The following is a 12,695-nucleotide window of genomic DNA, read 5'->3' on the forward strand; positions in this document are numbered from 1 at the left end:
TTTTGAAATAAATTAAAAATGCCCTTTTTAATGATTACCGATGGGTTTACATTTGCTGCCGCTGCCTTTCTGTTTGCGCTTGCTGCTGCTACCTTGCTGTTTGCGCTTGCTGCCGGTATCTCGCCGTTTCCGTTGCCACATGTATCTGCTTTTTAGAGCAGCCGTTCGCTTCGCGAACGTGGGTACTGTCCCGGGTTTGCGTTGCTGCCTGCGCCTGCTGTCCGTCGCTGCTGCCGCCGTCGGCGCGCGCGAGCTGCTCCGCTTTTCGAAAAAGAATGAAACACTGCCCTCGTTTTTTCAAGAAATTTAAAAAACAAAAAACGAACAAAAACCAAAAAAAAGCGGACAATCGAAAGATTGTCCGCCTTGTTAAATAAAAAATTATTCTTTGTCGTCCAAATCCAATTCAATATACTGCATTGATTTTTTCGGTTTGTTTGACGTTTCTGCCAGTGATGATTCCGGCTTGGAGCGCGCCTGCGGCGGCTGCCATTCCGTTTCTTTGACTTCGGATTTTTCCTTTTCCATAACGGCATCGAAATAAGCGTATTTGGTGTTGTTGGCTTTTTCGTCTTTTGCTTTCGGCGCGGCGGGTTCGGGTTTTTCGTCTGTATTTTCAAAAACCTGAACACCTTCGTCATCGGCCGGGTCGCGGGACGATTCTTTTCGTTCGCGGAAAGCATAAGGCGTTTCAACCGGCGCTTCAATCACAGGTTCGGCATCCGCATCGGACGGTTTTCCGGAAACATAGCCGGACTGCGTTTCTTCATCAAAAGAATAAGCGCGGGCTTCGAAAAGTTCCAAATCATCGTCGTCCCAATTTTCTTCGGACGGCGCGGCGAGGGGAGCGGCGGCGGCAGTGGCAGCAACGGCAGAATTTTGCGCGGCAGTGTCCGTCACGGAAGCGTCGGATTCGGGCGCGGCATCGACGACAGCTTTGTCATCCGACGGCGGTTTCCATTCAATGACTTCTTCTTCGTTGACTTTGTTTTCATCAACAACGATAACCGGGCCGTCGACTTTTTGTTTCGGTTTTCCGGATTCGGATTTTAAAGACTCGACGGCGTTGTCGTAGTCTTCATCGGAATCAAATTCGTCTGTAAACTTTGCCGGCGCGGATTCTTCGGCGCGTTTGAGTTTTTTGCCCTCTTTCGCCTTCTTTTGCTTCGGCTCTTTAACTTTCTTTTCCTTAACGATACCGTTATCCTTGTTGTATTTGCGCTTGCCGATCAATAAACTGACGACGGCAACGATAATGACAAGCAAAATAAACAGAATCGGATAAACATAAATGGGAATATCTGAGAGTTCCATAGCAAAAAAAGAGGTTTTGCTGATATAAAACAATTCTCTTCCGTAAACGAAAAGAAATCAAAAACAAAAAAATAAAAAATGAAAACATAAAAATCGAATAAAATAAATGAGAAGAAGTAAAAGCAATTGAAAATTGAAAATAATCAAATGATTAGAACAAAACAAAAAATAAGATGGGCCCGCTGAGATTCGAACTCAGGACCTCCGCCGTGTGAAGGCGACGTCATAACCATCTAGACCACGAGCCCAGTAAAGTAAGTTGTATTGGTTGTTTTTGCTTTTATACGTTTCCGCCATGAAAACAAAATCAAAATGTTTCATGGGCCCGCTGAGATTCGAACTCAGGACCTCCGCCGTGTAAAGGCGGTGTCATGACCATCTAGACCACGAGCCCAACTTCGAAAAAAACGGAAACTTCCTATAAATAAGTTTCTTTCAAAACCGATTCCGGTACAACAGCATTTATATCTATTTGTTCTCTTAATACGTATTTATGCCTCACCGTGAACGCGAAGACGCGGAAGCCGAATACGTTGAGCAATACTTGGGAGAATATGCCAGCGTTACCTCAATTGTCAAAGAGGCGCTGCCTTTTGAACTCATTGCGGTTGTCGGCGGCGTTATTTCAGGCGTTATTTTATCCGGCATGACGAATGAGTTGGAATTAATTCCCGGCTTGATTGTGATTATTCCCGGCGTCATGGGACTTCGCGGAAACATTTCATCAACCCTCGGATCTCGTTTGGGAAGCGCGATTCACATGGGTCTGATTACAAAAATTGATTTTAAAAACCGCGAGCTGACGAACAACATCATCGGCTCGATGCTTTTGACAATCATCATTTCCGTTTTCCTGGGCATCCTCGGCCATTACGTTTCCGTTCTTTTGGGATTCGGCAGCGCAGGGCTCATAAAATTGGTTTTGATTTCATTATTGTCCGGCATGTTTTCCGGATTAATTCTTTCATTTATTTCCGTTTATTTATCAATCGGCGCGTTCCGCTTCGGGTTTGATCCCGACAACGTTGTCACGCCGTCGATTGCGACAATCGGCGACATCATCTCTGTCATGATGATTTTCATATTCGCAAGGCTGGTGTTGATGATATGAGTTATTACACCGTTTCCGGCCTTGTCAAAGGCGGTTTGCCGATTTTAATTATTACTTGCTTCATGGCAATCATCGTCGGTTTGCTTCTCGGTTATCAAGAAGACATTCTCATCGAATATCCGACACTTCTCATCCTGATGCCGGTTTTGCTAAAAATCGGCGGCGATACGGGAAGCATGCTCGGCTCACGCCTTTCATCGGCGTTTCATCTCGGTTTGAGCCGCGGAATTCTCAATAACCCCGTTGTCAAAAACAGCGTGATTGCCGCAATTATTGTCGCCGTCATTTCATCCGTTTTCGTCAGCGTCATCGTTTATCTGATCAATCTCGCGCTCGGCTACGGAACATCCGTCATGCTGATTTTCGGCGTCAGTTTCATCGTTGTGATATTGGATATTTTAATCGTTTACACAACAGCCGTCGCTTTTTCGGCGCTGTCTCATAAAATCGGAATTGATCCCGATGATGTTGTGATTCCGATTGTCGCCAGTATGGGCGACTTGGTTGGCGTTATCGGCATAATGATTGCGATTATTGCTTTCGGGTTGGTTGTGATTTAATTCAAAATTATCAATGTAAATTATCAATTTAAAACTAAAAAATATTAAAAATACGATTCAGAATCGGACTTTAGGACATTAACCGCCGTCTCGAAACGGCAAATTTAAGAAAATTTAAAAAAGGATGGTTTGTGCTGTATGGCTAAAAATCGATATCAATATAAGCCGCGCAATTTGAAGGAATTGCTGGTTGAAATGAAAGACACGTCTGAACTGATGGTGGATTTGGCATACTCGGCGATGATTTACGACGACGAAGACATCGCCGAAGAAGTCATGCATTTGGAAGAAAACATGGACATGCTTGACTACCAAATCAAGATGGGCGCAATTTTAAGCACGCGCCGCATCGAAGAAGCCGAACAGCTCCTCGGCGTGCTGGAAGTTGCCGCCGCCTCAGAATACATCGCAAACGCCGCGATGGAAATCTCAAAATGCGTTTTGATGGACATTTCCATTCCCGACCGCCTGAAAGTTGCACTCAGAAACGCGAACGAAACCATTGTCAAAGTTCGCCTGAATGAAGAATCCGAAATGGTCGGACAAACGCTCGGCGATTTGGAACTCGACATTGAAACCGGCATGTGGATTATCGCGATGCGCCGCAATTCCGAATGGATTTACGCGCCCAACAGCGAAACGCGTCTGCGCCAAGACGATGTCTTAATCGCGCGCGGCCATGACGAAGGCGTTCCGATTTTCTTTAAGAAAGCGACAAACAAGATTTACACGCCGCGAAAAGTCATCGATTACAACGATCCGGCCGAATTTGACCGCTCCATCGACATCATCGTTGAGATGAAAAACATGTGCGAACTCTCTGTCGGCCTCGCGTATTCCGCGCTTTTGCTCAACAACAAAGATATCGCGCACGAGGTTCAGGCGATTGAACAGCATTTGGACGAAATGAAATACGAAGTTCAGGATTTGGTTTTAGAAGCGGCCGCCTCTGCCGGCGAAGACGAAGATTTGACGGATTATAAAGGTCTTTTAATCTTCTCAAGCGCATCTGAGAAGATTTCAAATGCGGCGTCCGACATCGCCGATCCTGTGATTCGTGAAATCGGTCTTCATCCGATTATCGCGATGGCGGTTCGCGAATCCGATGAAGTGATTATCAAAGTCGAAGTCGCCGACTGCTCGCCGATTATCGGAAAAACGCTTAAAGAACTGAGACTTGAAACCGAAACCGGAATCCATGTTCTCGCGATTAAAAGAGAAAACCGCTGGCTTTATTCCATCAGCGGAAAAATCACGATTCAGGAAAATGATGTCTTAATCGCGCGCGGATCGCGCTCGGGCGAAGAAGCGTTGAATGAAATGTGTTCTTGTCCGGTGAATGTATAATTTTGTAAAAAAATGTAAAAAACTGCCTTGCAAAACACGGCTTGTCCGGTAAATCGGACACCGTATTTATTTTATATAAATTCGTGTAATAATAAATCAAACGAGAATGAAATGATTTAAGATTATGAAAATCAGGTGTCAAAAAAATGGATAACGTCATCGCTTCTTTTATTTTTGCTTTTACCGCCGTTTTCGTCATTGTTAATCCGCTCAGCGGTTTGTTTACTTTTATGTCGATGACCAGCGGTTACCAGCAAAAATCCAAAAATCAATACGCGAAGAAATCCATATTGCTTGCGATGGGAATGGCGCTTTTCTTTGCCGTTGCCGGTTCGTTTGTTTTAAACCTGTTCAACATTAACATTGACGCGCTCAGAATCGCGGGCGGTATCATTTTGATTTCCGTCGGCTTTAACATGATGACGGCAAAAGTCAATCCGATCGTCTCATCAACGGGAATTGCCGAATCAACCGACAAGGATTTCTGGGTTTTTCCGATCGCAATTCCGCTCCTTTGCGGACCGGGAACGATTTCAACCGTGATTATTTTAACCGGCGGTCAGGACATTTGGGGCGTTTTAATCGTCTTAATCGCAATCGTCGCCGTTTATTCAATCGCTTACCTTATGTTCCGCTCATCCGAAGCCATCAGCAAGCGCATCAGCTACACCGGAATGCTTGTGATTACGCGTCCCCTCGGCCTGCTTTTGTCCGCGCTCGCCGTCGGCATGATTATGACCGGCCTTCAAAATTACATCACGGATTTGCTGAGAAATCTGCTCGCCGAATTCATTGAACCGCTGAACGGAACGGCAGCGGCGGATCCGGCAGCGCTTGCCGGCGCCGCAGACACGGCAACCGGCACCGCAGCCGACGCAGCAAACCCACCCGTGTAAGCGCACAGCAAACACAGCCCGCACGGCAGCAGTAAAACGACCGCGTAAACGCAGCGGCGAACACTGCTTCGTCGCCTCAAACACAAACACGATTCAATTAAAGGATTATTATGAAAAAAGAAACGCTTTCCATATTGGTTTGCCCGGCATGCCGCAATAAATTGACGGCGAAGCCCGAAGAAGAAAATGAAACGGAAATCATTTCGGGTAATTTGTATTGCGCCGAATGCGGTATTTATTATCCGATTGAAAATAAAATCGCGAACATGCTGCCGCCGGAATTAAGAGACGAATTTTAAAATCAAAGGCGATTTTTAAAAAAGATGAAATTTTAAAATTGTATTTCAATTCGGAAAAATTTTACAAAGCGTCCATGAATAATTTTATTAACAGATAAAAGTATATTCTGTTCAATCATTCAATTTATCAATAAATTTTATCAATTTGACACATTTTCAATTCGGAGAGATTTAATGAAAGAAGTACTTCAAGACATATACATCGGGCGCCAATCTTTAGACTCGATTGAATTCAAATACAATGAAATTGAAGTTCCGCTTTACCGAGGTGAGGACCGCGAGTTTCAAATTTTCATCAAAAACTTCGCCGCACCGACTTACATCAATTTTTTACCCGACGATTCCATTCGCGATTACTTGATTTTAGTGCCGAGCAAGCACCATATTCAAAATAACGAATACGCCCGAATCGTCATTCGTATTCCTTATAACGCGAACCCGACTGCCGAAGGCATGTTTTATGTCGTGACCGGCTACGGCGCGCAGAAAAAAGGATTTAAGTTATCCGTCGGCTCGGACAAAACCCGCGCCTCCGTCCTTTCCGAATCGGGCGACTTGTCAGGCGAGCGCCTCTCAAGCAATCCCGCCGGCGACATTTACCGCCCCGAAGGCCCGATGATCAGCCCCGTTCCGGAACGCGTGCAGCTGGTCAGAGATGAGGACGACGAAGACGACACCGCGCCGAAAAAGCCGCAGCCGTCTTTTGCCGTGAAAAAGGATTGGAGCGAAGGCAAAAACAAAAAAGACGGACGGTCTTCGCGTGTTTCTTCAAACGCCGATAAATACAAGCCAAACAAACCGATAGAACCGCTTTCAGCCGCCGAAAAGATTTCATTTTCCATATCGGTTTTGTTAATCGCGATTTTAGTCGCCATGTTCGTTTACATTCAAATCACGGACATTGATTCGATTTTCAATTTCGATCAAACGGTGATTTTAGCGCTAATCACAGGCGGCTTCGTTGTCGCAATCATTCTGCTCTTATCCATGTTCCTGAAAAGAACGAATTTCAACTGAGGACACAAACCTTTTTAGTTTGTTCCTTGGATTTTTTATTTTTAAAAATTCTTTAAAATAAAAAATATCTTTAAATTTTTCAAAATCTTTAAACTCCTTTTTATTTCAAATTCACTTTCAGGTTCAAACTATGTCTTCGACGGCTCAAAATTCCGAATCCGGCAAAATGCCGTCGCTTACGTCCGAACAAAGGCGCTTGGTTTTAATCGGCATTTCTCTCGCCTCTTTCATGACACCGTTTGGCGTTTCCATGCTGAACCTGTCCCTGCCTGAAATCGGCGCGGACTTCGGTGTCAGCACGCACGCGCTCGGTTGGGTGGCAACCGCATACCTGCTCTCATCCGTCCTCTTTTTGGTGCCGATGGCGCGCATTTCAGATTTGGTCGGCCGCAAAAAAATATTTTTAGCCGGCATGATTCTTGCAACCGCCTCCGCTTGCATGCAGCCGTTTTCACCGAGCTTTTTATTTTTCATTTTACTCAGAACTTTAGACGGACTTTCAATGGCTTGCGTTTTTGCAACATCCCTTCCGATTCTCAGCTCCATTTATCCGGCTTCCAGCCGCGGCGCGGTTTTTGGAATAAACATCGGCGTCGTTTATATCGGATCATCGCTTGGCCCCGTTATCGGCGGCATCATTACGCAATATTTCGGCTGGCGCAGCCTTTTTTTGCTGATTATTCCGCTTGCCGCAATCAGCACGATTTTAATTTACCGCGCGCTTAAAATCGAATTTATCGAAGGAAAAGGCGAGCCGTTCGATAAAACAGGCGCAATCCTGTACATGATTACCGTTTTCTTTGTCTTATTCGGTCTCAGCAATCTTCCGGAATTGTGGGCATTTGCGGCGACCGCCATCGGCTTAATTGCGCTTCCCGTATTTATCATGTACAGCCGAAAACAAAAATATCCGATTATGCAAGTGAATCTGTTTTTTACAAACAAACACTTTTCACGCTCAAACATCGCCGCGTTTCTCAATTATGCCGGAACGTATGCGATTATTTTCTTCCTCAGCCTGTATCTTCAGCGCGTTTTGATGCTGCCGGCAGGAACGGCGGGATTCATTTTGCTCGCGCAGCCGCTGCTTCAAGCAATCTTTTCGCCCTTCGTCGGCAAACTTTCCGATCGTTTTGACAGCAGATACCTCACGACTTTTGGAATGCTTCTGCTCGCTGTCGGTCTCTTTTGCCTCTCAACATTGAATTCGGAATCACAAATTCTTCATTTGATAATTTACGAAATAATCGTCGGCATCGGTTTCGCGTTTTTCGCGTCCCCCAACACAGCTTCAATTATGGGCTGCGTCAGCCGAAAAGATTACAGCAGCGCAAGCGCTTCTCTTTCCGTAATGCGCCAATCCGGAATGGTTTTGTCAATGGCGATTGCGATGTGCGTTGTTTCCGTTTTCCTCGGCAACACCGAAATGATTCGAACGGATACGATTCCGCTTTTCCTTGCCGCCATGCGAACAACATTTTACATTGGAATTGTATTTTGTTTAGCCGGCGCGGTTTTGTCCTATTTGAGAGGACCGTCTGTTCGGGAAGAGGAAGTTTGTGAAATTTGAAAATTGATGATTATGAATTTGAAATTAAATTCTTTTGAAATTTGATACTTTAATATATCAAAAACCCGTTTTCTTGGAACAATGATAAAGCATATTGTTTTGTGGACGTTAAAAACCGAAGCGGAAGGGAAATTCGCGCAGGAAAACGCCGCGATTATCAAAGAAAAATTGGAAAGCCTCTTCGGCAAAATCCCGGAAATTAAAAGCATTCGGGTTCAGGCAAACACGCTGAACATCGCCGGAAATTATGACCTCGCGCTGATTGCAGAATTTGAAACAGCTGACGCGATGTACGCGTATCAGAAAAATCCGCTTCACGAAGAAGTCGCGGTTTTCGTGAAAAAGGTTGTTGAAACGAGAGCGGCAATTGATTTTGAGATTTAATTTTTGAAATTTAATTTATGATTGGTGAATTTATGGCAGAAAATAAAACAGAAAACAAAAAAACCGGCAAGAACGATGCCGGTAAAAATGATTCCGGCAAAGAAGCGGTTTTGCCGCCCAAATCCGATTTCAGTGAATGGTTTAATTCAATTATCGACATCGGACAGATTATGGATGTCCGCTATCCCGTCAAAGGCCTTTACGTTTGGTATCCGTTCGGCTTCGGCATCAGAAAACGCGTTTACAACATTATCCGCGATATCATGGACAATTCCGGCCACGATGAAACACTTTTCCCGCTTTTGATTCCGGAAACGGAATTCATGAAGGAAGCCGATCACATCAAAGGCTTTGAAGACGAGGTTTTCTGGGTCACGCACGGCGGTGTCACGCCTTTGGACGTGCGCCTGGCGCTTCGCCCGACCAGCGAGACCGCGATTTACCCGATGTACAAGCTTTGGGTGCGCTCTCATGCGGATTTGCCGCTGAAATTGTACCAGGTGGTCAACACATTCCGCCATGAAACGAAACACACGCGACCGCTTATTCGATTGCGTGAAATCACGTCGTTTAAAGAAGCGCACACCGTTCACGCGACTTGGGAAGACGCGAAAAACCAAGTGGATGAAGCGGTCGGCCTTTACACCGACATTTACAAAAAGCTCTCCGTCCCGGTTTTGATTTCAAAGCGCCCCGACTGGGACAAATTCCCGGGCGGCGACTACACAATCGCTCTTGACACGATTATGCCTGACGGCAAAACGCTTCAGATTGGAACGGTTCACCATTTGGGAACCAATTTCGCGAAAACGTATGACATCATGTACGAAAACGCGGAAGGTGAGCAGGAATACGTGAACCAGACATGCTACGGCATTTCCGAGCGCTCGATTGCCGCGCTGATTTCCGTTCACGGCGACGATAAAGGCTTGGTTTTACCGCCGGCTGTCGCGCCGACGCAAGTGGTTGTCATTCCGGTTTTGTTCAAAGACACGACGGAAGCCGTCATGAACGCGTGCAACAAAGTTGTTTCGGATCTCAAAAACGCGGGATTCCGCGTTGAAATGGATGCAAGCGATGCGCGCCCGGGCGCGAAATACTACAAGTGGGAGCTTAAAGGAAGCTGCTTGCGCATTGAAATAGGTCCGCGCGATTTAGAGAAAAATTCCGCGGTTTTGGTTCGAAGAGACAAAGGCGAAAAACAGTTCGCGTCTTTGGACGGCATTGTCGAAACCGTTGACGCCGAATTAAAGCAAATGGCTGAAGACCTTTACACCGCCGCTGAAGAAAAGATGAACGCGATGATTGCGCCGTGCGAAACAACGGAAGAAGTGGTTGCGCAAATCGGAAAGGGTGTCGCGACACTTCCGTGGTGCGGCTGTGAAGAGTGCGGCATGAAAATTGAAGAAGAGACAAACGGCAGCATCCTCGGAACGCCGAATGTTGAAACGGAAATCAAAAAAGGCAAATGCCCGGCCTGCGGCAAAGAAGCCGATCAGATTGTGTATATTGCCAAAATGTATTAAATTGAAATAAAAAAAGAAATCAAAAATAAAATGTGATGTTCGTAATCTGTTTTTACATCACATTTTTTTGATTTTGTATAATCTTTTAAAAATCGTTTTTATTTTTGCTTTTACTTTTGCTTTTACTTTTATTTTTCATAATTTTCGGAAACGGAAACTTGTTTTTCGATGACAGAAATTTTTTATAAAAACATAAGATATTTATTCATGAACTTCATTATGGGGGATTCATTCTAAAAAGGAGAACGGTGACATGAAAAGATTGGCACAATTATGTATTTTGGTTTGTTTGGTTTTCGCGGTTGCGGCCGCGGGCTGTTTGTCAAATGACGGCAATGAATCTGCAAATACTTCAAATTATACAAACATTACAAATGATTCGGTAAATGCAAACGTATCTGCCGCAAACAACTCTTCAGGTGCAAACGCTTCCGAATACAAAAATTCGACGGCGTATTTAATTAAACAAGTGCGGATTTCCGACGATAAAAAAACCATTACGTTTGTTTTTGATGAAACGGACGAAGACAAATGGGCGTTAATTATGGAACCGCAAGGCGTTTTGATTCTTCAGGAAGATTTATACATTCCGCCCGAAAAACCGGAAGAAACTGACAGCGGCATTCATGTTTGGGTTTTTGAATCCGGCAAAGCCGAAAAAACAATTCTTGATTTTAACTATGTTGTGCAAAAGGAAGACAAATCCATCAACCACATCATTTACATCATTGAAGTGAACAATGCCGGCGAAATCAGCATTAAGAGTTTGCTTCACGAGCGCCTTTAATTTTTAAAAAAAGAAAGCTGCTTTGCAGCTTGCAATTTTAACTTTTTTATTTTGATTTCATTTTCATCATTTCGTTTTCATCTTTTCGTTTAGATTTCGCTTTTCGTTTTAAATTTCATTTTTGTTTCAAAAAATCCGAATCAATCTCGTTCATGAATCGGATTTAAATACAAAAATGACATAATTATTTTTTGAATTTTATTCAAATGAATTTGATTAAATCAAATTAATCAAATCATTTTGAATCAAATTTTGGTTTAGTTCTATGATTATGAATCGAGGGGATACTTTGAAAAATTTAACAAAATTATTGATTTTAACCGGCCTTATTTTGGCGGTTGCGCTTTCGGGATGCCTCGGCAGCGATGACGGCGGCGCGGAAACCGACAACAACACAAACGTTAGCGTATCTCATTTCTACAAAAATGTGACGCTGGCGGAAAATGACACCGTTGTCAAATTCGACTTCACGTCAAACCCGACAACCGGCTACGGCTGGGCTGTGACCGTGAACAAAACAGGCATTTTAGATGAAATTCTGATTGAAGCCACGGCAGACGATTCCGATCTTGTCGGCGCGCCGATTGTTCAGCAATTTTATTACAAAGCCCAAGCACCCGGAACGGTCGCTTTGAATTTCAAATACGAAAGATCCTTTGAAGAAGGCACAACCGTCGAAGATTTAACTTACGTGATTCAGGTTTACCAAAACAACACCGCTGAAATCGTATCGGTTTCATCAGCAGCCGGAAACTTGCTGCCGCTTTACAAAGAGGCGGGACTTGAAAAGAACGGCACCGTGATGAAAATCATGTTTGCCGAAAATCCGACAACGGGCTACACCTGGAATATCACAATGACACCGACTGACGTTTTGCATATGTCAAAGGATTACATCGACACACCTGTGACCGATGCGGTCGGCGCTGCCGGCGTGCACACCTGGGAATTTGACACGTTAAAAGCCGGAAACGTTTCCGTTTTATTTGATCACAACAGATCGTTTGAAAATGCAAGCACCACAGAAACCGCCGTCTTTTCGCTGAAAGCAAATTCGGACGGAACGATTGAAATCCGCGGCATCAGCTTGGATACGCAATAAACGCGGAAATTCAACAATCAGCACAACAAAATACGATTTAAAATACAACATAAATACAACATCGAAATGAAACAGCGCGTTTCAGCGATGTTTATTTAAAGAGAAATACGATTCCTGTATTTTCTCTTTAATCTTTTTTAATTCAGATTTGAATTATTTCATCAAGATTTTTGAGAAATAAGTTTATATTCAAAATATATATTATATTCAAATAATATCATTTTAAATTTTGATTTCATTTCTATTTCCGTTTTTGAAATGAATCAAATTGTTGAGAAACATAAATCGGGTTTAAAAGGCGTTTTAATGAAAAAATCGGCTGTTCTTTTTATCATTCTGATATTCATTTTTATTTCCGTTCCCTTTTCCGGATGTCTTTCCGTTATCGAAGATTCCGGCTTGACGGGGGACAAAAACGACCCGTACAATGTCGCGCCGATGCAAAAATTATACAATCGCGAACACACGAACGTTCAAATCCGGCTTCGCGAAATTCCCGAACAGCGCTGGTCTGTCGGCGTTGAGCCGTCCGGTGTTTTATTGATGACCGACAATGCCTATGTCCCCGACGATTACATTTTCAACGAGCAGGGATATCACAAATGGGTTTTCCATGGCGCGCAGCCGGGCAGAAACGCGACCGTGACTTTTTCTTATGATTACAACGGCACAACCGTTACAAAGCATACCTTGACCGTTTACGTTGATGAAACGGACATGTCGCTTCGGATTTATGAGAAATAAAAACAGAAAGTGAATCCGAAATAAACGGATTCAGCGAT

14 protein-coding genes and 2 tRNA genes are annotated in these 12,695 nt (G+C 44.1%); 12 read left to right on the forward strand and 4 right to left on the reverse strand.

Annotation, left to right across the window (positions count from 1 at the left end):
- Positions 1–88: 88 nt before the first annotated feature.
- The 4 genes from MmiEs2_RS03530 to MmiEs2_RS03545 form a co-directional block, all read right to left on the reverse strand.
- Positions 89–301: a hypothetical protein gene (locus MmiEs2_RS03530; RefSeq protein ID WP_316560054.1), complete on the reverse strand. Its 213-nt coding sequence runs from the start codon at positions 299–301 to the stop codon at positions 89–91.
- 80 nt (positions 302–381) lie between these two features.
- On the reverse strand, positions 382–1,314 hold the full coding sequence (locus tag MmiEs2_RS03535) for a hypothetical protein (protein ID WP_316560055.1): 933 nt from the start codon (positions 1,312–1,314) through the stop codon (positions 382–384).
- 174 nt (positions 1,315–1,488) lie between these two features.
- Positions 1,489–1,562 (reverse strand) — tRNA-Val (locus tag MmiEs2_RS03540).
- A 72-nt stretch (positions 1,563–1,634) separates the two neighbouring features.
- Positions 1,635–1,708 (reverse strand) — tRNA-Val (locus tag MmiEs2_RS03545).
- Positions 1,709–1,807: 99 nt separating this feature from the next.
- Between MmiEs2_RS03545 and MmiEs2_RS03550 the strand changes: the two genes are divergently transcribed.
- The 12 genes from MmiEs2_RS03550 to MmiEs2_RS03605 all read left to right on the forward strand — a co-directional run bounded on the left by MmiEs2_RS03550 (position 1,808) and on the right by MmiEs2_RS03605 (position 12,657).
- Complete coding sequence (locus MmiEs2_RS03550; protein WP_316560056.1) at positions 1,808–2,425, forward strand: magnesium transporter; 618 nt, start codon at positions 1,808–1,810, stop codon at positions 2,423–2,425.
- A complete protein-coding gene (locus MmiEs2_RS03555) occupies positions 2,422–2,985 on the forward strand; it encodes a magnesium transporter (protein WP_316560057.1) in 564 nt (187 codons plus the stop codon). Before MmiEs2_RS03550 ends, MmiEs2_RS03555 begins: the two co-directional genes overlap by 4 nt.
- Positions 2,986–3,123: 138 nt before the next feature.
- On the forward strand, positions 3,124–4,332 hold the full coding sequence (locus MmiEs2_RS03560; protein ID WP_316560058.1) for a potassium channel family protein: 1,209 nt from the start codon (positions 3,124–3,126) through the stop codon (positions 4,330–4,332).
- A gap of 146 nt (positions 4,333–4,478) precedes the next feature.
- Positions 4,479–5,228: a MarC family protein gene (locus MmiEs2_RS03565; protein ID WP_316560059.1), complete on the forward strand. Its 750-nt coding sequence runs from the start codon at positions 4,479–4,481 to the stop codon at positions 5,226–5,228.
- A 110-nt stretch (positions 5,229–5,338) separates the two neighbouring features.
- Positions 5,339–5,527, forward strand: a complete 189-nt coding sequence (locus tag MmiEs2_RS03570; protein WP_316560060.1) for a methytransferase partner Trm112 — start codon at positions 5,339–5,341, stop codon at positions 5,525–5,527.
- A gap of 174 nt (positions 5,528–5,701) precedes the next feature.
- Positions 5,702–6,544: a DUF7524 family protein gene (locus tag MmiEs2_RS03575; protein ID WP_316560061.1), complete on the forward strand. Its 843-nt coding sequence runs from the start codon at positions 5,702–5,704 to the stop codon at positions 6,542–6,544.
- 130 nt (positions 6,545–6,674) lie between these two features.
- Positions 6,675–8,114: an MFS transporter gene (locus MmiEs2_RS03580; RefSeq protein WP_316560062.1), complete on the forward strand. Its 1,440-nt coding sequence runs from the start codon at positions 6,675–6,677 to the stop codon at positions 8,112–8,114.
- An 81-nt stretch (positions 8,115–8,195) separates the two neighbouring features.
- Positions 8,196–8,498, forward strand: coding sequence for a Dabb family protein (locus MmiEs2_RS03585; protein WP_316560063.1), 303 nt, complete (start codon positions 8,196–8,198; stop codon positions 8,496–8,498).
- A 32-nt stretch (positions 8,499–8,530) separates the two neighbouring features.
- The gene (gene proS, locus MmiEs2_RS03590; RefSeq protein WP_316560064.1) at positions 8,531–10,024 is read left to right on the forward strand and encodes a proline--tRNA ligase; all 1,494 of its coding nucleotides are present in this window, start codon (positions 8,531–8,533) and stop codon (positions 10,022–10,024) included.
- A gap of 253 nt (positions 10,025–10,277) precedes the next feature.
- A complete protein-coding gene (locus MmiEs2_RS03595) occupies positions 10,278–10,811 on the forward strand; it encodes a protease inhibitor I42 family protein (RefSeq protein ID WP_316560065.1) in 534 nt (177 codons plus the stop codon).
- Between the two features lie 289 nt (positions 10,812–11,100).
- A complete protein-coding gene (locus tag MmiEs2_RS03600) occupies positions 11,101–11,913 on the forward strand; it encodes a protease inhibitor I42 family protein (RefSeq protein ID WP_316560066.1) in 813 nt (270 codons plus the stop codon).
- Positions 11,914–12,219: 306 nt separating this feature from the next.
- Positions 12,220–12,657, forward strand: a complete 438-nt coding sequence (locus tag MmiEs2_RS03605; protein WP_316560067.1) for a hypothetical protein — start codon at positions 12,220–12,222, stop codon at positions 12,655–12,657.
- Positions 12,658–12,695 lie beyond the last annotated feature (38 nt).

This window comes from Methanimicrococcus stummii (assembly GCF_032594435.1).
Lineage (GTDB): Archaea > Halobacteriota > Methanosarcinia > Methanosarcinales > Methanosarcinaceae > Methanimicrococcus > Methanimicrococcus stummii.

What these genes read in the sequence shown, in the direction of transcription:
- proS (WP_316560064.1), top strand. Translation starts at nt 8,531, where the DNA reads ATGGCAGAAAATAAAACAGAAAACAAAAAAACCGGCAAGAACGATGCC.
- MmiEs2_RS03575 (WP_316560061.1), top strand. Translation starts at nt 5,702, where the DNA reads ATGAAAGAAGTACTTCAAGACATATACATCGGGCGCCAATCTTTAGAC.
- MmiEs2_RS03550 (WP_316560056.1), top strand. Translation starts at nt 1,808, where the DNA reads ATGCCTCACCGTGAACGCGAAGACGCGGAAGCCGAATACGTTGAGCAA.
- MmiEs2_RS03555 (WP_316560057.1), top strand. Translation starts at nt 2,422, where the DNA reads ATGAGTTATTACACCGTTTCCGGCCTTGTCAAAGGCGGTTTGCCGATT.
- MmiEs2_RS03585 (WP_316560063.1), top strand. Translation starts at nt 8,196, where the DNA reads ATGATAAAGCATATTGTTTTGTGGACGTTAAAAACCGAAGCGGAAGGG.
- MmiEs2_RS03605 (WP_316560067.1), top strand. Translation starts at nt 12,220, where the DNA reads ATGAAAAAATCGGCTGTTCTTTTTATCATTCTGATATTCATTTTTATT.
- MmiEs2_RS03560 (WP_316560058.1), top strand. Translation starts at nt 3,124, where the DNA reads ATGGCTAAAAATCGATATCAATATAAGCCGCGCAATTTGAAGGAATTG.
- MmiEs2_RS03595 (WP_316560065.1), top strand. Translation starts at nt 10,278, where the DNA reads ATGAAAAGATTGGCACAATTATGTATTTTGGTTTGTTTGGTTTTCGCG.
- MmiEs2_RS03580 (WP_316560062.1), top strand. Translation starts at nt 6,675, where the DNA reads ATGTCTTCGACGGCTCAAAATTCCGAATCCGGCAAAATGCCGTCGCTT.
- MmiEs2_RS03535 (WP_316560055.1), bottom strand. Translation starts at nt 1,314, where the DNA reads ATGGAACTCTCAGATATTCCCATTTATGTTTATCCGATTCTGTTTATT.
- MmiEs2_RS03570 (WP_316560060.1), top strand. Translation starts at nt 5,339, where the DNA reads ATGAAAAAAGAAACGCTTTCCATATTGGTTTGCCCGGCATGCCGCAAT.
- MmiEs2_RS03565 (WP_316560059.1), top strand. Translation starts at nt 4,479, where the DNA reads ATGGATAACGTCATCGCTTCTTTTATTTTTGCTTTTACCGCCGTTTTC.